General features: G+C 61.7%; 16 protein-coding genes. 3 read left to right on the top strand and 13 right to left on the bottom strand.

Annotated elements, in window-relative coordinates; genetic code table 11:
* Window positions 1-99: 99 nt before the first annotated feature.
* From K6N12_RS24230 to K6N12_RS24205, 6 genes are all read right to left on the bottom strand, one after another.
* Window positions 100-3,420, bottom strand: coding sequence for an efflux RND transporter permease subunit (locus K6N12_RS24230; protein ID WP_097629106.1), 3,321 nt, complete (start codon window positions 3,418-3,420; stop codon window positions 100-102).
* Between the two features lie 12 nt (window positions 3,421-3,432).
* The gene (locus tag K6N12_RS24225; RefSeq protein WP_097629105.1) at window positions 3,433-4,623 is read right to left on the bottom strand and encodes an efflux RND transporter periplasmic adaptor subunit; all 1,191 of its coding nucleotides are present in this window, start codon (window positions 4,621-4,623) and stop codon (window positions 3,433-3,435) included.
* A gap of 390 nt (window positions 4,624-5,013) precedes the next feature.
* Entirely contained in the window at window positions 5,014-5,985 is a 972-nt protein-coding gene (locus K6N12_RS24220; protein WP_097629104.1) for an ABC transporter substrate-binding protein, read from the bottom strand.
* 59 nt (window positions 5,986-6,044) lie between these two features.
* Window positions 6,045-7,172 carry an ABC transporter permease gene (locus K6N12_RS24215; protein ID WP_097629103.1) on the bottom strand — a complete coding sequence of 376 codons (1,128 nt, stop codon included), beginning with the start codon at window positions 7,170-7,172 and terminating at the stop codon, window positions 6,045-6,047.
* Window positions 7,169-8,098: an ABC transporter permease gene (locus K6N12_RS24210; RefSeq protein WP_097629102.1), complete on the bottom strand. Its 930-nt coding sequence runs from the start codon at window positions 8,096-8,098 to the stop codon at window positions 7,169-7,171. Before K6N12_RS24210 ends, K6N12_RS24215 begins: the two co-directional genes overlap by 4 nt.
* Before the next feature lie 231 nt (window positions 8,099-8,329).
* Window positions 8,330-9,115, bottom strand: coding sequence for an ABC transporter ATP-binding protein (locus K6N12_RS24205; protein WP_097629100.1), 786 nt, complete (start codon window positions 9,113-9,115; stop codon window positions 8,330-8,332).
* Window positions 9,116-9,209: 94 nt separating this feature from the next.
* Between K6N12_RS24205 and K6N12_RS24200 the strand changes: the two genes are divergently transcribed.
* A complete protein-coding gene (locus K6N12_RS24200; protein ID WP_012558715.1) occupies window positions 9,210-9,623 on the top strand; it encodes a cupin domain-containing protein in 414 nt (137 codons plus the stop codon).
* A gap of 58 nt (window positions 9,624-9,681) precedes the next feature.
* Here the strand turns inward: K6N12_RS24200 and hydA are convergent, their stop codons facing one another.
* From hydA to K6N12_RS24185, 3 genes are read right to left on the bottom strand one after another with little or no spacing between them, the layout of a single operon-like run.
* The gene (gene hydA, locus K6N12_RS24195) at window positions 9,682-11,136 is read right to left on the bottom strand and encodes a dihydropyrimidinase (protein ID WP_097629099.1); all 1,455 of its coding nucleotides are present in this window, start codon (window positions 11,134-11,136) and stop codon (window positions 9,682-9,684) included.
* A 9-nt stretch (window positions 11,137-11,145) separates the two neighbouring features.
* Complete coding sequence (locus tag K6N12_RS24190) at window positions 11,146-11,724, bottom strand: endonuclease domain-containing protein (protein WP_097629098.1); 579 nt, start codon at window positions 11,722-11,724, stop codon at window positions 11,146-11,148.
* Window positions 11,724-12,977 carry a Zn-dependent hydrolase gene (locus K6N12_RS24185; protein WP_097629097.1) on the bottom strand — a complete coding sequence of 418 codons (1,254 nt, stop codon included), beginning with the start codon at window positions 12,975-12,977 and terminating at the stop codon, window positions 11,724-11,726. The genes K6N12_RS24190 and K6N12_RS24185 overlap by 1 nt, the downstream gene beginning before the upstream one ends.
* A gap of 274 nt (window positions 12,978-13,251) precedes the next feature.
* Between K6N12_RS24185 and K6N12_RS24180 the strand changes: the two genes are divergently transcribed.
* Complete coding sequence (locus K6N12_RS24180; protein ID WP_003590606.1) at window positions 13,252-13,929, top strand: TetR family transcriptional regulator C-terminal domain-containing protein; 678 nt, start codon at window positions 13,252-13,254, stop codon at window positions 13,927-13,929.
* A gap of 3 nt (window positions 13,930-13,932) precedes the next feature.
* Here K6N12_RS24180 and K6N12_RS24175 read toward each other — a convergent pair whose 3' ends face one another.
* From K6N12_RS24175 to K6N12_RS24165, 3 genes are all read right to left on the bottom strand, one after another.
* Window positions 13,933-16,503 carry an HWE histidine kinase domain-containing protein gene (locus tag K6N12_RS24175; RefSeq protein WP_097629096.1) on the bottom strand — a complete coding sequence of 857 codons (2,571 nt, stop codon included), beginning with the start codon at window positions 16,501-16,503 and terminating at the stop codon, window positions 13,933-13,935.
* Window positions 16,500-17,036, bottom strand: a complete 537-nt coding sequence (locus K6N12_RS24170; RefSeq protein WP_097629095.1) for a biliverdin-producing heme oxygenase — start codon at window positions 17,034-17,036, stop codon at window positions 16,500-16,502. The genes K6N12_RS24175 and K6N12_RS24170 overlap by 4 nt, the downstream gene beginning before the upstream one ends.
* 176 nt (window positions 17,037-17,212) lie before the next feature.
* A complete protein-coding gene (locus K6N12_RS24165) occupies window positions 17,213-18,112 on the bottom strand; it encodes a LysR family transcriptional regulator (RefSeq protein WP_097629094.1) in 900 nt (299 codons plus the stop codon).
* 103 nt (window positions 18,113-18,215) lie between these two features.
* Between K6N12_RS24165 and K6N12_RS24160 the strand changes: the two genes are divergently transcribed.
* The gene (locus K6N12_RS24160; RefSeq protein WP_097629093.1) at window positions 18,216-19,238 is read left to right on the top strand and encodes a zinc-dependent alcohol dehydrogenase family protein; all 1,023 of its coding nucleotides are present in this window, start codon (window positions 18,216-18,218) and stop codon (window positions 19,236-19,238) included.
* A 35-nt stretch (window positions 19,239-19,273) separates the two neighbouring features.
* Here K6N12_RS24160 and K6N12_RS24155 read toward each other — a convergent pair whose 3' ends face one another.
* Window positions 19,274-19,684, bottom strand: a complete 411-nt coding sequence (locus tag K6N12_RS24155; RefSeq protein ID WP_097629092.1) for a rhodanese-like domain-containing protein — start codon at window positions 19,682-19,684, stop codon at window positions 19,274-19,276.
* Window position 19,685 lies beyond the last annotated feature (1 nt).

The raw sequence follows: 19,685 nt of genomic DNA, 5'->3' as shown, positions 1-19,685 counted from the left end.
GACCTGCCGCTGTCGACCGACGCTGCGGATGGCGGCGCGAACGGCAAAATGAAACGGGCCGGGAGATCACTCCCGGCCCGTTCATGTTCTGAGTTTTGCTCATTCTGCTGCGAAAGGCGGCAAGCGGAGCACGTTGGTGTCGTTGGCGCTCTTGCGCTTGCTTTCCGGCTTTTCGATCGCGGTCAGCCGCTCCTCCAGCGAGTCGATGTCTTCGCGGTTTTCGCGGGTAACACGGGTGAGATCCTCGCGCGACAGCGGCAGCTCCTCCTCGTCTTTCCGGCCGACCAAGCGTCCGAACATCCAACCGAGCAGGCGGGACAGATCGTCCATGATCAGGAAGAAGGAAGGCACGACGACCAGCGAGAGCACCGTCGAGACGATGATGCCGCCGATCACCGCGATTGCCATCGGCGCGCGGAACGAGCCGCCTTCGCCGACACCGAGCGCCGAAGGCAGCATGCCCGCCGACATGGCGATCGAGGTCATGATGATCGGCCGGGCGCGCTTGCGGCCGGCTTCGACCATGGCCTCGACACGAGCCATGCCCTGATGGCGCATCTCGATCGCAAAATCGACGAGCAGGATGGCGTTCTTGGTGACGACACCCATCAACATCAGAATGCCGATCATGACGGGCATCGACAGCGGATTGCTGGTGATGATCAGAGCCGCCGCGACGCCGCCGATGGCAAGCGGCAGCGAGAACAGGATGGTGAAGGGCTGGATCACGTCCTTGAAAAGCAGGATCAGCACCGTCAACACCAGCAACAGACCCATCAACATGGCGTTGACGAAGCTCTGCTGCATCTCGGTCTGCACCTTGGTGTCGCCGCTTTCGGCAAGGTGCACGGAGGCCGGGATGTTGGCTGATTTGACGATCTCGCGGAAACGGGCCGAAGCCGTGTCGAGGGCTACACCCTGCGGCAGATCGGAGCCGATTGAGACGACGCGGTAACGGTTGTTGCGCTTGATCGAGCTTACGCCCTCGGAGTAGTCGATATTGGCGACGCTCGCGAGCGGAACGGTGCCGCCGCTGGCGGTCTGGATCTTCAATGCGCGGATGGCTGAGAGATCGCGGCGCATGTCAACTGCCGCCTGCACCCGAATCGGGATCTGGCGATCGTCGAGCGAGATCTTGGCAAGGGCGGCATCGACATCGCCGATGGTGGCGACACGGATCGTCTCGGAAATCTGCTGCGGCGTGATGCCGAGGCGTGCGGCTTCGTCCTTGCGTGGATATACCTGCAGTTCCGGACGAGGCAGGGCGCCGTCGGCGCTGACATTGGCAAGCAGCGGATCGGCGCGGAGCTTGGATTCCAGGATGCCGACGGCGTCGTTCAGGTCCTTCTCGTTCTTGGAAAGGAAGTTGAAGGAGAGGTCGCGTTCGCCGCGGTCGTTAAGCTTCAGGATATGAACGTCGGGAATGTCGCGCAGCTTGGCGAAGACTTCCTTTTCAATATTCCATTGCGGACGCTCGCGGCCGTGGACTTCCACTTTCGGCAGCATCGGGCCGATGAGGGGGATGTGGCCGAGCCCGTCGTTGACCATCTTCTTGATCAGCGATTGGTCGAGCTTATGGAGTGCCAGCGTGATGGTTGCACGACGCAGTTCGAGGTCGCCCTTCGGAGATGCGCCGCCGAGGACGAAGACGCTTTCGACGCCGTTGATATCCTTGACCCTGTCATAGATCGCATCCGTCGTCTTCTCGGTGTCGTCAAGCCTTGCATTGGGCGGTAATTCGACGGAGAGAACGATTCGTGAAGCGTCTTCGGGCGGCAGGAAGCTGCCCGGAACCTGCATCAGCAGCAAAACCGAGCCGATCAGGAAGCCAAACGCGACAAGCAAGGTCGCATAACGCGTGTACCAGCGCCCCGTCGTGCCGCGGATGAGTCGGGTGTATCCACGCATCAGCAGGCTGTCATTGTCATGATGGTCGTCGACGCCATCTTCTGCACGCATCAGATAGGCGGCCATCATCGGGGTGATGAGGCGTGCGACCATCAGCGAGAAGAAGACGGAGAAGGCGACGGTCAGGCCGAACTGGATGAAGTATTGGCCGGGAATGCCCGGCATGAATGAAACCGGCACGAAGACGGCGATGATGGTGAAGGTGGTGGCGATGACGGCAAGGCCGATTTCATCGGCCGCCTCGATCGCCGCCCGGTAGGGCGTCTTGCCCATCTTGATATGGCGGGCAATGTTCTCGATTTCGACGATCGCGTCGTCCACCAGAATACCTGTCGCCAGCGTCAGGGCGAGGAAGCTGACGAGGTTCAGCGAGAAGCCCATCATGTCCATGACCCAGAAGGTCGGGATCGCCGACAGCGGCAGGGCGATGGCCGAAATCAGCGTCGCGCGCCAGTTCCGGAGGAACAGCAGAACGACGATGACCGCAAGCAGCGCGCCTTCGAGCAGCGTGTGGATGGCGGCTTCGTAGTTGCCGTAGGTGAAATAAACCGAATCGTCGATCAGTTCGATCTTCACGTTCGGGTTTTCGCTGCGGACCTTGTCGAGGCTCTGCGCGACGGTTTCGGCGACGCTGACTTCGCTGGCGCCCTTCGAGCGGAAGACGCCGAAGGTGACAACAGGCGTATCGTTGAAGCGCGAGAAGGATTTCGGCTCCTCGTAGGTGTCCTTGATGACGCCGAGATCGGACAGCTTGACGAAACGGCCGTTCGGCAGCGCAATGGTCGTATCGGCAAGTTCGGCGACGTTGCGGGCGTCGCCGAGAACGCGGATTGCCTGTTCGCTGCCGGCCACCTGGCCGCGGCCGGAGCCGAGATCGACGTTGGTGCCGCGCAGCTGTTGGTTGACGCTGGCGGCGGTGATGCCGTGTGCATCGAGCTTGCCGGGGGTGAGTTCGATGCGCACTTCGCGCTCGGCGCCGCCGTAACGGTCGACGCGGCCGATGCCGGCCTGACCCTGCAACGCACGCTTGACAGTATCGTCGACGAACCAGGAGAGTTCTTCCAGTGACATGTCGGGAGAGGACACTGCGAAGGTCTGGATCGCCTGGCCCTCGACATCGACCTTGGTGACGATCGGTGCCTCGGCGGTCGCCGGCAGATCGCTGCGAATGCGGTCGATCGCATCCTTGACGTCCTGCACGGCCTGTTCCGTCGGCACTTCCATGCGGAACATGACGTTGGTCTGCGAGCTGCCGTCGGTCACCGTCGACTGGATTTCGTCGATGCCGGTGATGGAGGCGATTGCGTCTTCGATCTCCTTCGTCACCTGCATTTCGAGTTCGGCCGGCGAAGCGCCGCTCTGCGTGACGCTGATCGAAACAAGCGGAACGTCGATGTTCGGGAAGCGCGTGATCGGCAGCTTATTGAAGGACTGCATGCCGATGAATATCAACAGGCAGAAGGCCAGCAGCGGCGCGATCGGGTTTCGAATGGACCAGGCTGAAAAATTCATCGGATGGTCTCTTTAGTTGGAAGCCGGGGGCTGTTCACGCACCGGCGTGATGTGGTCGCCGTCACGGACGTAAGCGCCCGCCTTGGCCACGACCTCGTCGCCGCTCTTCAATCCATCGACGATCTCGACATAGGCACCGTCCTGGATGCCGGTCTCGACCTTGGCGAATTTCACCACGCCATCCTCGACCTTGCGGGCCGACGAGCCTTCGTTGCCGGTGAGCACGGCGGTCAGCGGAAGCGATACGCCCTCCGTCTCGCGAACGATGACCTCGGCGCTGCCATACATGCCGGAGCGCGCCTTGCTGTCGTCGTCGATCGAGATGTGGACGAGACCGAGGCGGGTGGTGGGATCGACGGTCGGCGATACCAGGCGCACGGCGCCAGATAGCTTCTCGCGGCTGCCGGAAAGCGAAATCGCTGCCTTCTGGCCGGCCACGACCCTGACGATGTCGCTTTCGGCGACCTCTGCGACAAGCTCGACATCGCCGTCGCGGATGAGGGTGAACAGCGGGTCGCCGTTGCCGGCGGCAATGGCGCCGACCTTGGCGTTCTTCGCCGAGACCGTGCCGGCCACCGGCGTCTTCACATCGGTGCGCGCCAGCTTCAGATCCGCATCGGCGATCTGGCTGTCGAAGACCTTGAGATCGGCCTCGGCAACCTCGATCGCCTGTTCGGCGGAGACGACGCGGGCATTGGCGGCGGCGGCCGTCGCATCGGCCTGCTCGACCTGAGCGGTGGAAACCGTACCCTTCTTGACCATTTCCTGGGCGCGGGCCTGCTGCTGCCTTGCTTGTTCGGCATTGGCCTGCGCCTCGATGAGCTGGGCGCGCAGCTGGGCGAGGCTTGCCTCACCCTTGGCTTTCGTCGCCATCATCTGGCTCTTCTCCAGCACCAGCGCGTCGTCGTTGAGCGTCGCCAACGTGCTTTCCGCCTCAACCTTGTCGCCGACATCGGCTTTCAACGTACGGATCGACAGGCCTTCGACCTGCGGTTGAATATAAACTTCCTCGACGGGCTTGATCGTTCCCGTGCCGATGACACGGTCGACGAGCGTGCGATTCACAGCCTTGGTGACGACGATCGCCGGCAGATTCTGCTGCGGTTTTTCGACCGGCTTTTCCTGCGAAAATGCCGTGGATGCAGCGAGAGCTGCTGCAAAAAAGGTAGCGGCGCCTAGAATTTCAATCGGCTTGCGTGCCATGCGTCTTCGTCCAATCTTGTAACAAGCTTAGCCGAACTCGCGCGTCTGCCACTCAGCTCGCGACCAGGCCACTGCCTTTCCTGCATTCTCAGGGGTATCCGCACATCATTGCCGTCTTCGTCCCTCGCCGGCAAATCGGCTTTTAATTGGTATCGATTTGCTCGATATGCAAGCCCGGCAGAAAACAATTCCCCATGAGCCGATAATAATTACCATCGAAACCTGAATCAATCACCGGAGGGTTATGTGAACATGACGATGATTGATCCTGTTCCCCTATGACGTTTGACGCCCGACAAATGCGACAGTTGCAAGGTGTTTTTTATCAGGTGGATAAAAGAAACGCGCGGAGATCTCCCGCGCGTTTCGTTTTCGCATTGTTTGCCGCGATTACTTGGCTGCGGCGTCGGTAATGTCGTGCGTCCAGGCGCCGGAGGGCTCCTTGTTGATGATCTTCTGGTCGAGCAGCGCCTTTGTGGTGCGGGCATAGAGCGCTTCGTCCAGCTTGCCTGAGCCGTCACCGACCAGCTTGGCGACTTCGCCCATCATCCGCTTCTGGTGATTGTCGTCCTGACCGCCATTGTCCATGACGATCTCGGCGGCTTCGTCCGGATTTTCGGTCGCATATTTCCAGCCCTTCATTGAGGCGCGGACGAACTTGACCATCTTCTCCTTGAAGGCCGGGTCCTTCAGCTTGTCTTCCATCGCATAGAGGCCGTCTTCCAACAGGTCGTTGCCCATCTCGGTATAGTTGAAGACCGTCAGTTCCTCCGGCTTGAAGCCGGCATCGATCGCCTGCCAGTATTCATTGTAGGTCATCACAGAGATGCAGTCAGCCTGCTTCTGGACGAGCGGCTGCACGTCGAAGCTCTGCTTCAGCACGGTGACGCCGTTCGCGCCGCCTTCCGTCGACAGACCCAGCTTGTTCATCCAGGCGAAGAAAGGATATTCGTTACCGAAGAACCAGACGCCGAGCGTGTGGCCCTTGAAGTCGGCTTCGGTCTTGACCGGGCCATCCTTGCGGCAAATCATCTCCAGGCCCGATTTCTGGTAGGGCTGGGCGATGTTGACGAGCGGAACGCCCTTTTCGCGGGCAACCAGGGCGCCGCCCATCCAATCGACGATGACATCGGCGCCGCCGCCGGCGATCACCTGCTCAGGGGCGATATCGGGGCCGCCCGGCTTGATATCGACGTCGAGGCCTTCTTCCTTGTAGAAGCCCTTGTCCTTGGCAACGTAATAACCGCCGAACTGGCTCTGCGTGACCCATTTCAGCTGCAGCACCACCTTGTCGGCGGCCATCGCCTGGGCAGCGGCAAGCGTCATCGCGCTCGCCATCATTGCAACCATCAACTTTTTCATTTTCTTATCCTTACCCTCTGAAGTTATGCCCGTACCCCATTTGCGAAGCCCGGGCGCGCCTAGCCACCACGGATAGACGGATGCCAGAACGTCACCGCCCGTTCGGTCAGGGCGATGATGCCATAAAAGATCGATCCGGCCAGCGCCGCGATAGCGATTTCCGCCCAAACCATGTCGACATTCATGCGGCCGATCTCTGTGGAGATGCGAAAGCCCATGCCGACGATCGGCGTTCCGAAGAATTCGGCAACGATGGCACCAATCAGCGCCAGCGTCGAGTTGATCTTCAGTGCGTTGAAAATGAAGGGCATGGCGGCCGGAAGCTTGAGCTTGAGCAGCGTCTGCCAGTCGCTCGAGGCATAAGTGCGCATCAGGTCGCGCTCCATGCTGCCGGAGGCGGCAAGGCCGGCGACGGTATTCACCAGCATCGGGAAGAAAGTCATGATGATGACGACGGCTGCTTTCGACGGCCAGTCGAAGCCGAACCACATGACCATGACCGGGGCCACGCCGATGATCGGCAGGGCCGACACCATGTTGCCGATCGGCAGCAGGCCACGGCGCAGGAAGGTGATGCGGTCGGCCAGCACCGCGACGGCAAAGCCGCTGAGGCAGCCGACGATATAACCGATCAGCACCGCCTTGAAGATCGTCTGCCTGACATCAGCACCGAGGATCGGCAGAGAGGCCATGATACGGGCGCCGATGGCGCTCGGCGGCGGCAGGATGATGAAGGGAATGCCGGCGCCGCGCGTCGCGGCTTCCCAGAGGATGAGGATCCAGGCGCCGAAGATCGCCGGGATCAGCAACTGGAGCGCCGATTTGCCCAAAGCAGTGACGGGCTGCAGTTTCGACAGCTCGGTTACGCATCGCCAGGCAAGCAGCCAGCAGGAAAACAACAGCAGGAAATAAGCCCGCGTTGCCATGCCCTCATTGCCGGAGAGAGCGGAAAGCAGCATCCAGGCGGCGCCATGCGCGCCGATGAACAGCACGGTGGCGCGATAGGCCGGCGGCTGCGGTGCAAAGGACAGCAGGGCAGCCGCCATGACGATGGTGAAGACAAGGCTTGCCGTGCCGTCGGTGAAGGGCTGCGCCGCGCCTTCGGCCAAAAGCGGCAGGGTGACAAGCGCTGCCATGCAGAAGAGGAGGGCGGTCACGCCCTGCCAAGAGAAGGTCAGATGTCTCATGCCGGCCTCCCGCCCATGGCACGGTCGACGATCTTCGCCGCAAGGCCGACGATCGCAACCAGGATGCCTGCCAGCAGCGACCCGGCGACGAGAGCCGCCCAGATATCGATGGTCTGGCTGTAATAAGAGCCGGCCAGCAGCTTCGAGCCGATGCCGGCAACCGCACCTGTCGGCAGTTCGCCGACGATGGCGCCAACGAGGCTGGCGGCGATCGCGACCTTCATCGAGGTGAAGAGGAAGGGGATCGAGGCCGGAACCCGCAACTTCCAGAAGGTCTGCATCGGGCTCGCATAATAGGTGCGCATCAGGTCGAGATGCATGATCTCAGGTGACCGCAAGCCCTTCACCATGCCGACGGCGACGGGAAAGAATGAAAGGTAGGTGGAAATCAGCGCCTTGGAGACGAGGCGGGAGGCGTCGGAATCGAGGTTTAACAGATGCGCAAGCGCATTGTCACCGGTCAGCACATTGTAGGAGATGATGACGATCATCGGCGCGATGGCGAGGATCGGGATGGTTTGGCTCGCCACCAGCCAGGGCATCAGCGAGCGGTCCATGGCGCGGTTGTGCACGATCAGCACCGCAAGAAGAATGCCGAGCAGCATGCCGAAGCCGAAGCCGAGCAGGGTGGAGGAGAGCGTCACCCAGCTGTGATAGACGAGGCTGCGATTGCTCGAAAGGCTGCGCAGGACGGTGTTCTCATAAACGTTCTGCGCCACCTGATGCGGCGCCGGCAAGATCGGCTTCGGCTGCGCCAGCGTCTTGCCGATGAATTCGAGCGTCGTCGGTGTGGCGCCGGTGCGGCTGTCCATATCGCGCTGGAACGGCGCATTCATGAGAACGGCTGCGACATACCAGATGGCGATAAGAGCAAGCAGGATGGTGGTGACGGGGACAATCTTGTTTTTGAGGGTGTCGGGTGTCATAGCGACTGCCCCCATTTGAGGTCGAATGCGTAGCCACCTCCCTCTGCCCTGCCGGGCATCTCCCCCACAAGGGGGGAGATCGATATGCGGAAACGGCTTCTCCAAACAACGAAGGGCCCCTGATCCAGCGTGGAATCAGTGACGACCGACGTGCTATCCTCTTGCCGATCTCCCCCTTTGTGAGGGAGATGCCCGGCAGGGCAGAGGAGGGTAAGCCTCGAACTCAACCGCCTAAACCTCATGGCTATGCCCCGTCCTCAACCCTTCGCGGACACGATGGGCGATCTCCAGGAATTCCGGGGTGTCACGGATATCGAGCGGGCGCTCGGCCGGCAGCGTCGAGTCGATTACGTCGGTCACGCGGCCGGGGCGCGGCGACATCACCACAATCTTGGTCGAGAGGTAGACCGCCTCGGGGATGGAATGGGTGACGAAACAGATGGTCTTGTTGGTGCGGGCCCAGAGTTTCAGGAGCTCTTCGTTGAGATGGTCGCGGACGATCTCGTCGAGCGCGCCGAAGGGCTCGTCCATCAGCAACAGGTCGGCGTCGAAGGCCAGCGCGCGGGCGATCGAGGCGCGTTGCTGCATGCCGCCGGAAAGCTGCCAGGGAAATTTCTTCTCGAAGCCGGTGAGGCTGACAAGATCGAGCGCCTCAGCGATGCGCCTCGTCCGGTCGGCGCCGGAATAACCCATGATCTCCAACGGCAGGGCGATATTGTTTTCGATGGTGCGCCAGGGATAGAGCGCCGGTGCCTGGAAGACGTAGCCGTAGGCGCGGGCCTTGCGGGCTTCTTCCGGCGTCATGCCGTTGATCGAAATCTCGCCCGAAGTGCTCTTTTCGAGATCGGCGATGACACGCAGGAAGGTGGTCTTGCCGCAGCCGGAGGGGCCGATGAAAGAGACGAAATCGCCCTTGCGGACATCGAGATTGACATCGCTGAGAGCCCGCACCGGGCCGTCATTCGCCTGGTAGGTGAGACAGAGATCCTTGGCGGATACGACGGAGGGTGCTTGCATCAATGCGACCGTTCTTGTTTTCGCCGCGGGGAGGCGGTTTGCATGTTACCATCGCCGCAGGCCATGCCGGCGGCACATTTTATGGAGGAAGAGAATGGACGCGACATCAAAACCCACCTGCCACATCGTTCGGCCCAACCATGCCTATGACGGCAAGCAGGGGCTCAGCTATTTCCAAGGGATCGCGGCCGAGACGGTGGGCGCCAAGGGCATCTGCATGCACCTGCTGACGATCCCGCCCGGCGTGCGCGCCAAGGCGCATCTGCACGAGGCGCATGAGACGGCGATCTACATGCTCTCCGGCGAGGCTCATACCTGGTACGGAGACCGGCTCGAGCAGCACGTTATCGTCCATGCCGGCGAACTCTTCTACATCCCGGCCGGCGTGCCGCATATGCCGGCAAACCTCAGCAGCACGCCGTGCACGGCGATCATCGCCCGCACCGATCCGAACGAGCAGGAAAGCGTCGTGCTGCTGCCGGAGTTGGATGCGCTGGTGCCGGCATGAGGTCATCGACATGAAGGCGCCGTTCTCCGGTTGATGGCGGTTTGGTCATGGAGCATCGTCACACGCCGGTCGCAGGAATGCCGCTGCGCGTCACCTTGCGGGGGGCGGTGATCTCCTTCCAGGTGGAGAGTGCCTTGCTGACGGCCGTCACCGGTTCGCGCCGGACGAATTCACCATGGCCCTCCTGGGTCTTGATGGTGCTTTCCTCGATCGCGACGACGCCGCGCGTCAGCGTGTAGCGCGGCAGGCCGGTCACTTCCTTGCCTTCGAAGACGTTGTAGTCGATCGCCGACTGCTGGCTCTTGGACGAGATGGTCTTCGATCGCTTCGGATCCCAGACGACGATATCGGCATCGGCGCCGACGAGGATCGCGCCTTTCTTCGGGTAGATGTTGAGGATCTTGGCGATGTTGGTCGAGGTGACGGCGACGAACTCGTTCATCGTCAGCCGGCCGGTGTTGACGCCGCGGGTCCAAAGCATCGGCATGCGGTCTTCAAGGCCACCAGTGCCGTTCGGGATCTTGGTGAAATCACCGACGCCGAAACGCTTCTGCGCCGTGGTGAAGGCGCAGTGATCGGTGGCGACCACCTGCAGCGAGCCGGAGGCAAGCCCGGCCCAGAGTGAGTCCTGGTGCTGCTTGTTGCGGAAGGGCGGCGACATGACGCGGCGGGCGGCGTGGTCCCAGTCTGGATTGGAATATTCGCTCTCGTCGAGCGTCAGGTGCTGGATCAGCGGTTCGCCGTAGACACGCATGCCCTTGGCGCGAGCACGGCGGATCGCTTCATGCGCCTGCTCGCAGGAGGTATGGACGATATAGACCGGGCAGCCGGCCATGTCGGCGATCATGATGGCGCGGTTGGTGGCCTCGCCCTCCACCTCGGCGGGGCGGGAATAGGCATGCGCTTCGGGGCCGTTGTTGCCCTCGGCAAGCAGCTTTGCCGACATCGAGGCGACGACGTCGCCGTTTTCGGCATGCACCAGCGGCAGCGCCCCGAGTTCGGCGCAGCGCTGGAACGAGGCGAACATCTCGTCGTCGTCGACCATCAGCGCGCCCTTGTAAGCCATGAAGTGCTTGAAGGTGTTGATGCCCTTGTCGCGGACGATGGTCTCCATCTCCTTGAAGACCTGCTCGCTCCACCAGGTGACCGCCATGTGGAAGGAATAATCGCAATTGGCCCGCGTCGACTTGTTGTCCCACATGGTCAGCGCTTCCAGCAGCGACTGGCCGGGAGCGGGTAGGGCGAAATCGACCACCATGGTCGTGCCGCCGGAAAGCGCCGCGCGCGTACCGCTCTCGAAATCGTCGGAGGAATAGGTGCCCATGAAGGGCATTTCGAGATGGGTGTGCGGATCGATGCCACCCGGCATGACATAACAGCCGGAGGCGTCGAGCGTCTCGTCGCCCGAGAGGTTCGGACCGATCTCGACGATCTTGCCACCGTCGATCTTGACGTCAGCCTTGTAGGTGAGGTCGGCCGTGACGATGGTGCCGTTTTTGATGACTGTTGTCATGATCGTTCCCTATCCTTGATCTGTGAAGCGGCTGGCGAAATAGAAGTTCGGCAATTCGGAGCTGAGTTCGAGTCGGCCCTGCAGTGCTGCCAGGATTGTTTCCAGGACCCAGCGCCGCTCACGCGAGATTTCCTGATTCCAGAAGCGCAGCACGGAATAACCATTGGTATTGAGCCATTCCGTTCGGCGTTGATCGGTCGCGCTCTCGGCATCCTGGAAGCCATCGACTTCTACAATCATCCGCTCTTCGCGACAGAGGAAATCGACGATGAAGGGGCCGACCGGAACTTGTCGCGCGAATTTGTAGCGGTTCAGGCGTCGTGCGCGTAAGTCACCCCAGAGGTGGTATTCCTCTTCGGTTTCGTTGCGGCGAAGCTGGCGGGCTTGTCCGGTATTCGCTGGGCGATGTTTACGGATATCCTGTTTGATAATTCTAGTCGCGCCCGGAGCCCCCTCATCCGACCCTTCGGGCCACCGTCTCCCCGCTGGGGAGAGGGGAGCGGCTGACGTTGCGGCTTCCCCCTTCTCCCCTCGGGGAGAAGGTGCCCGAAGGGCGGATGAGGGGGCTCCGGGCGCGACGTTAGACATCACACCACGATCTCCGCCGTCTCCACGACCGCATGGAACAGCACGTCGGCGCCCGCCGTCGCCCATTCCTTGGAAATCTCTTCCGCTTCATTGTGCGAGAGGCCGCCGACGCAGGGGCACATGACCATGGTCGCAGGCGCGACCTTGGCGGCCCAGCAGGCGTCGTGGCCGGCGCCGGAGATGAGGTTCATGTGGGTGTAGCCGAGGCGTTCGGCGGCGGAGCGAACTGCGGTGACGAGCTTTTCGTCGAAGGTAACAGGCGCGAAATGGCCGATCGCCTCGACGGAACAGCCGACACCCAGCGCATCGCAGATGCCAGGCGCTTCGGCCTCGATCTTTGCCCGCATGCGGTCGAGCTTGGCCTTGTCGGGCGAGCGGATGTCGACGGTGAAGACGACCTTGCCGGGCAGCACGTTGCGGGAGTTCGGCGAAAAGAACATCTGGCCGACACCGCCGACGGCGCCCGGCTGCTCGCCCATCGCCACGCCTTGAACCATTTCCAGGATGCGCGACATGGCAAGACCGGCATTGACGCGCATGTTCATCGGCGTCGAGCCGGTATGGGCTTCCTTGCCGGTTAGCGTGAATTCCAGCCACCACAGGCCCTGACAGTGAGTGACGACGCCTATCTGCTTGTCTTCGGCCTCAAGGATCGGGCCTTGCTCGATGTGATATTCGAAATAGGCGTGCATCTTGCGGGCACCGACCTCTTCGTCACCGAGCCAGCCGATGCGTTTCAGTTCGTCGCCGAAGAGATTGCCCTCGGGATCCTTGCGATTATAGGCAAAGTCCAGGCTGTGCACGCCTGCGAAGACGCCTGAGGCCAGCATGGCAGGGGCAAAACGCGCGCCTTCCTCGTTCGTCCAGTTGGTGACGACAATGGGATGTTTGGTCTTGATGCCGAGATCGTTCATGGTGCGCACGACTTCGAGGGCAGCCAGCACGCCGAGCACGCCGTCATATTTGCCGCCGGTCGGCTGGGTGTCGAGATGCGAACCGACATAGACGGGCAGGGCATCGGGATCAGTGCCGGGGCGGGTAGCGAACATCGTGCCCATCTGGTCGATGCCCATGGCGAGGCCCGCGTCGTCGCACCATGTCTTGAAAAGGCTTCGGCCCTCGGCATCCGAATCCGTCAGCGTCTGACGATTGTTGCCGCCGGCAATGCCGGGGCCGATCTTCGCCATGTCCATGAGACTGTCCCAGAGACGGTCGCCATTGACGCGCATGTTCTCGCCTGGTGCTGCCACCATTCTTCAAGCCCTCACCTGTTTGCGGCAGCCATGTGAAGTGGCATGCCCGCCTGTTCCCGTGGTCTATTCCAACGCCTCTTATTGGTTTTGTCGAGCGCCGGAAAATCGCCAGTTGCCTTTGTTTTTCATCTGGCGGATAATTTGACCGATTGGTAAACATTACAACTTCCACCGCCGGGCTCAAGACGAAAATCACGAAAATTGCCGATAAAAATACGGGCAGTTGCTCAAGAAAGCGGCAGGGGTTCCTCCTGCTAAAACTTGAGCGAAGAAGTTGAATTTCAAGGGGAAACGACAGCCTGTGACCATACCGAGAGCAGCGAAAACCCTGAGGCGGACGCGAATTCAGGAGGAGAAGGAAGAGCAGATCCTGGAGGCGGCGCTCGACGTGTTTTCGGCAAGCGGCTTTCGCGGCTCGACCATTGACCAGATCGCCGAAGTGGCCGGCATGTCGAAACCCAACCTGCTCTATTATTTTCGCACCAAGGAAGCGATGCACCGGGCGCTGATCGATCGCGTGCTCTACACCTGGCTGGAGCCGCTGCGCGCCTTCGACGCCGAAGGCAATCCGGAAGAGGAAATCCGCAGCTATATCAGACGCAAGCTGGAGATGGCCCGCGATTTTCCGCGTGAAAGCCGGCTCTTCGCCAATGAGGTGCTGCAGGGCGCTCCGCATATCGAGGACGAGCTGAAGGGGCCGCTGAAGGAACTGGTCGACGAGAAGGCGGAGGTCATCCGCGCCTGGACGAAATCAGGCAAGATCGCCAAATGTGATCCCTACCACCTGATCTTCTCCATCTGGTCGACGACGCAGCATTACGCGGATTTCGACGTCCAGGTGCGTGCCGTGCTCGGACAGGAGCATTCCGGAGAGGGGCGCTTCGAGGATGCTGCGCGGTTTCTGGAACAGCTCTTCATCGGCGGGCTCCGCCCGGATCGCTCCGAGAGTTGACGTTTATTGCTTTTTCAGAAGCGGCAGACGGGCGAGGGTGTCTGTCACACCGTCCATCGTATAGGGCTTCTGCAGCACGGGCGCGTCCGAGTGGCTGTTTGCCTGGGCAATGCCTTCCCCATAGCCTGTGGCAAAAGCGAAGGGCACGCCTTCAGCTGCCAGTCGGTCGGCTATTCCGAAACTCGTCTCATCGCCGAGATTGACGTCGAGAAGCGCCAGGTCAAAGGACTGGCCGGCCAGGATCTCCATCGCCTCGGCGACACTGGGCGCCGTTGCCACGTCGGCGCCGAGGCGGCGCAGGATGTCCTCTCCATCCATGGCAATGATCAGGTTGTTTTCCACCAGCAGGACGTTCAGGCCGGAGAGCGGTCGATGATCGCCGGCAATCGTCTTATGATCGGCCGCGCCGGTCGCAGCCGGATCTGACCGTTCGCTCGTCGCTGTGACAACATATCGGGCCGGAATAGAGAAATCTGCTTCGACCCCATTTCTGTTGTAGCGAACTTCCGCCTTGCCGCCGAGGTCATAGGGAATCGAGCGGCGGATGATCGTCGAACCGAAACCGTGGCGTTTGGGTTCGACGACCGGCGGACCGTTCTTTTCCCGCCAGGTAATGTGCAGATTGCCTTCGTCGTCGCGGTGCCAACCGAGTTGGACGGTGCCGCTGCCGGTGCCGGAAAGGCTGCCATATTTGGCGCTGTTGGTCATCAGTTCATGGAAAACAAGGGCTGCAGTGGAGAAGGCCTGCGGTTCCAGCAGCACGTCCGTTCCGCTCAACTGAATACGTTGGGCGTTCTTGCCGAGATAGGCGGCCGTTTCGGCCAGCAGCAATTGCCGCAGCGAAGCCGGCGCCCAATGATCGCGGGTGATCTGGTCATGAGCGCGGGCGAGCGACTGGACGCGGCCCTCGATCTGGCGGATGTAATCGCCAACGCTGACCGACGTCGCCTGCGATTGCCGAATGATGCCGGTAATGAGGCTCAGTATGTTGCGGACACGATGGTTCAGTTCGGCGATCAGCAGTTCCTGGCGCTCGTTGGCGGCTTGGCGCGCCATGCTGGCCTCGTCGGTGAGGCGCAACACCACTTCGATCAGCGTGATGCGGATCGTTTCGGCGACCCGGCGCTCGGCCTCCGTGAAAGGCAGGGAGCGGCCGCGCACCAGTTCCGACCAGGCTTCGAAACTCTTGCGCGGCGTCAGGCGCGGGCCATTGGGACCATACTCCACCGGCTTATGCGGGTCGCCGCCCCAGCGGACGGTGCGCACCAGCTCCTGGCGGAAAAGCACGACATAGTCGCGCGGCGAGCGCGAGATCGGGATGGCGAGCATGCCTGCCACCGCTTCGTCGAGGTCGAGATCTGGATAGGTTTCGGCGAGCCTGTCGACGGAATAGATGCGGCCGGCGGCATTGCGGTTGAGATGGCGGACAAGGGCCGCGAAGCTTTTCTCATTCGGCCCGATGCCGGCAAGCGCCAGCCGGCCGTTGATCCAGACGCCGATGCCGTCGGCAGGAATGGCGTCGGCAAGCGCTTCGATCAGCCAGGCCGGATCGTCGAGCAAGCTGGCATTGTCGGCCACGGAGGTAAGAAGCCGGTCGGCGATCCGGCGTGCCTTGGTCTCATAGTCAAGCGCCAGCCGCCGTTCGCGGCTTTCAAGTCGCGACGCAAACATCTGGCCGAACAGTTCGGCGGTCGAGCGGCTTTGGGCCGAGGGCAGGCGCGGACCGTAATGATGGCAGGCAAACAGGCCCCAGAGCCTACCGTCAACGACGATCGATATGGAGAGCGAGGCGCCGACGCCCATGTTTTTCAAATATTCGATGTGGATCGGCGAGACCGAACGCAATACCGACATAGAGAGATCGAGCGGCTGTCCGTTCTCGTTGAGTTGCGGCAGGATCGGGACCGGAGCGGCGTCGACATCGGCAATGATGCGGAACAGGTTGCGCAGATAGAGCGCCCGCGCCTGCACCGGAATGTCGGATGCCGGATAGTGCAGTCCGAGGAACGAACCGATGCCGGCCCGGGCGGCTTCGGCCACGACTTCGCCGGAGCCGCTGTCGTCGAAGCGATAGACCATGACCCGATCGAAGCCGGTCAGGGCGCGCGCCTGTCTTGCCCCGTCGCGAAAGAAAGCCTCCATCGTTTCCGTGTGGTCGAGACGGGACATCATGCTGCGCATGGAAAGGGAGGGGGCGTCGTGCCTGTCTTCCTGACAGCGCTCGCCTTCGATGATGACCCCGCTGTCACTCATGTGCACGGCAAGATCGAACCTGTCATGAGCGGATGTCAGGGCGATCCCGAAAATGCGCTCGACGACGTCGGAACCGCGCAGCGTGGTCAGCTTGTTGCGGATTGTGTGGAGCGACTCTGGCGTGATCAGCGAGGTGACAGGACGACCGAGCGCGTCGGCCTGGGTAATTCCGAGGAACTCCGCCAGATTTGCCGAGGCGCGCGTGACAATCCAGTCCGAGGATATCGCCAGCAGAAAGCCGAAGGGCTGAACCGCGCCGAGCTGATGGATCGGCTCGCGGTCGCAGTTGGTGAGGTCGACCGGTTCAAACGTGCCGCTCATGGGACGGATTCCAGTTCGAGTTGCCCGGCTTTGAAAAAGAGGCCGAAAACATCGCGGGCAGCGGAAATGGCGGCCGCGGGATCGTCTATGCCGCTGGCATCGAGACGATCCATGAAGATCCTCGTGGCGCCCTTCGGACCTTGCGGTGTGAGGTAGCTGCCGGGCAGGTGGTCGGGCACGGATTTGGCAAGCAGGGCGCCCCCGAGCTTGGAGCCTTCGAGCACGTAGAGGGCGCCCCAGAGCGCTGCCTCGCCGTGCAATGCCGGCGGCGGAAGGAGCGGGGGCAACGGATCGCCGAGTTTCCGGATATCGGCCAACAGCAGCTGCGTGCGCCGTCGTTCCGGCCAGTCGGGCAGCAGGCCGATGATCCCCGCATCCTCAAGGGCATCTTCGGTGGCCGGCACGATCCGGGCATGGGCGCGAAGGAATGTCCTGTATTGCTGTCTATGGGAGAGATCGAACGTGCCGAAAAGCCTGTCTACCTCGGCGTGGCAATCTGCTGTTTGTGCGCGGAGTACGCTGCGAAGTGACATGCGGACCGTGTTCTAAGGAATATGGCATAGGATGCCGTTCATGCCGGATGGCAAATTGGCGATATATTGCAGCATCGCTGTATTTCCAGACAAACCCATAGAAAAACATGGGCTTCCCCTCTTCTTCGCAGCTCGTTGTTCGCCTCCTTCGAATGTTGAAAAGGCGCAGCCGGACGTCAGCCCATCAGGCGCGGTAGATCGGCCGCCAGCATATCGATGGCTAGGCGCACCTTCGGCAGCATGACGGGCGATCTCGGCCAGACGGCATAGGCGTCGAAGATGCTTGGCGGCCTATCGGTCAGAACCCGCACAAGTTCGCCCGACAAGACCCTGTCGCGCACCAGCCAGCAAGTCAGCCAGGCAAGCCCTCGGCCTGCGACAGCGGCGTCGGCTATCGAGGCGAGATCGTCGAGCCGCAGTCGCGATTTCGGCAGAATTTCGCGTGCAGGCCCCGCGACAGCTGGAAAGGTCCAAGCTTTGTCGTTATCACCCCGGCGATAGACGATGCCCTGGTGATGGGCGATATCGTCCAATGTTTGCGGCACCCCGTATTTTTCCAGATAAGCGGGCGAAGCGCAGACGGTCATGGGCTGTCGGGCGATCGCCCGCGCCATCAGGTCGGGATTGTCTTTCAGCGGGCCGTTGCGAACGGCGAGGTCGAAACCGTCTTCCAGAAGATCGACGACGCGATCGCTGAAGGAGAGGTCAAGTTCGAGATCCGGATGGTCTTCGAGCAGGCGGGCCAGGATCGGGGCGGCGCAATGGCGGCCAAACAGCATCGGCATCGATACGCGCAGACGGCCGCGGACTTCGCGCTTGCCCGATTCAAGCTGGGCCTCGCCGATGCGGATTTCCTCGACCGCTCTCAGACAGCGCTCGTAGAAGAATCGGCCTTCGTCAGTCAGGTTCTGGGCACGGGTCGTGCGGTTGAAGAGCCGGACGCCGAGCCGTTCTTCCAGCCTTGCAATCGTCTTGCTGACCGCCGAGCGGGTGAGATGGAGCCGGTCGGCGGCGGCAGAGAAACCGCCAGCCTCGACAGTCTCGACAAAAATCGAAATTCCCTTCAACTGCTCCATCTTTGTTTCCCAAACGGCACCATTCTGACGATTTAATATCGCAACTAGAGAGGAATATTCAACGATATATCTGCTGCTCCGCCCATCGAGAAGGAGCATAAAAATGCAGAAGACAAGACAATGGCAGACCGATGCCATCGGCCCGCTGGCCAATCTGAAGATCGGCGAGGGTAGAATTCCCGAGGTGTCAGGCGCGATGATCCGGGTGCGCACGCAGGCCGTCTCCCTCAATTTCCGCGACAGGCTGGTGCTTGAGAGCGGCATGGGTCTGCCATTGCAATTCCCCTTCGTGCCGGCCTCGGACATGGCAGGCGTGGTCGATGCCGTCGGGCCTGAGGTCACCCGCTTCAAACCCGGCGATCGGGTGATCTCCACCTTTTCCCCGGATTGGATCGACGGACGCGGGCCTGGTACTGCCCGCAACCCGCCTTACCAGACGCGCGGGGGCTTTTATCCTGGTGTACTTTCCGAGCACACGGTGCTTTCCGAGGAATGGTTTTCGCTTGCACCGAAAACGCTCGATGCGGCCGAAGCAAGCACATTGCCGTGCGCTGGACTGACGGCTTGGTTTGCGCTCGTCGAATGCGGCAAGCTCAAGGCTGGCGACAAGGTGGTGGTCCAAGGGACCGGCGGTGTAGCGCTCTTCGGTCTGCAGATTGCCAAGGCGCATGGCGCCGAAGTCTTCATCACATCAGGCAGCGGCGAAAAGCTCGAACGTGCATCGGCCCTCGGCGCCGATCATCTGATCAACCGGCACGAGGGCAACTGGGTGGAGCAGCTCTATCAACTGACCGGCGATTATGGCGCCGACCATGTGCTCGAAATCGTAGGCGGGCCGCATCTCGGCCAGGCGCTGAAGGCTGTGGCGGTCAACGGCCGCATTTCGGTGATCGGCGTGTTCGAAGGTTTCGAAGTGTCGGCTCCCGTGGCGCCATTGCTTCTCAAAGCGCCTGTCGTGCAGGGAATTACCGTCGGCCATCGCCGGGCGCTGGAGGATATGGTGCGGGCTGTCGATCAGACCGGGCTGAAGCCCGCGATCGACAGGCGCTATTCTTTCGAGGAATTGCCGCAGGCGCTCGATCATCTCTATCGCGGCCCGTTCGGCAAGGTCGTCATCGAGTTCTGAGAATGCGCTCCCTTCCCTCAGAGGGGAGCGGTTTTCTATTCGGCGGCAACGGCTTGGCTTTCGAAGGCGAAACCCTCGTCGGCCCAGCCGGTCATGCCGCCGATCATCAGCTTGGCCTTGAGGCCCAACCTGGCGAGGCGGAAAGCGGCCTTGTCGGCGCCGTTGCAATGGGGACCGGCGCAATAGACGACGAAGAGGGTGTCCTTTGCCCATTCCGACATGCGGTGCGCGGTCATCTTGCCGTGCGGCAGGTTGACCGCTCCCGGCAGGTGGGACTGCGCAAACAGTGCCGGCGAGCGCACGTCGAGGAGAATGAAATCGACTTTGGCGCCGGCAAAGGCGGCGTGGACATCCGAGCAATCGGTTTCGAAGGCGAGCTTGGCGGCATAGTGGGATGCTGCGAGATCAGGCTCGGCGGCAGGGATTTCGGCGACGGGGCTTGGCATC

Source organism: Rhizobium redzepovicii, from assembly GCF_019793435.1.
GTDB lineage: Bacteria > Pseudomonadota > Alphaproteobacteria > Rhizobiales > Rhizobiaceae > Rhizobium > Rhizobium redzepovicii.
Note: the sequence above shows the minus strand (reverse complement) of the source record. Positions and strands in the feature narration are given on the sequence as shown.